The organism is Streptomyces sp. P17 (genome assembly GCF_032436805.1).
Taxonomy (GTDB): Bacteria; Actinomycetota; Actinomycetes; order Streptomycetales; family Streptomycetaceae; genus Streptomyces.
Genome location: NZ_JAVRBF010001179.1, coordinates 1 through 253, shown reverse-complemented (window position 1 = coordinate 253; position 253 = coordinate 1). Strand labels below are relative to the sequence as shown.

1 protein-coding gene is annotated in these 253 nt (G+C 70.4%); it reads right to left on the bottom strand.

Annotation, left to right across the window (positions count from 1 at the left end; genetic code table 11):
• Positions 1–253 (bottom strand): YfhO family protein (locus RMT89_RS44340; protein WP_315889420.1); only part of this gene is annotated, 253 nt, incomplete at both ends.

Below are 253 nucleotides of genomic sequence, written 5' to 3'. Positions count from 1 at the left end.
CCGGGCTGGACCAACGAGTTCAAGCCCGGGTACGCGTGCGTGGAGCCGAGGAAGACCGGGACCAGGACCGGCGCGGCCAGGCCGATGCCGAGCAGCACGGTCACCACCGCGCGGACGATCACCCGGATCCGCAGCTCGTGCGCGATCACGAGGCGGAGCAGGAGTACGAGCGCGGCGCCGATGGTCGCCATGTACGCGGTGTAGAAGTTGCCGACCCAGCACAGCGTGACGATCAGCGTGCCGAGCAGCGGGC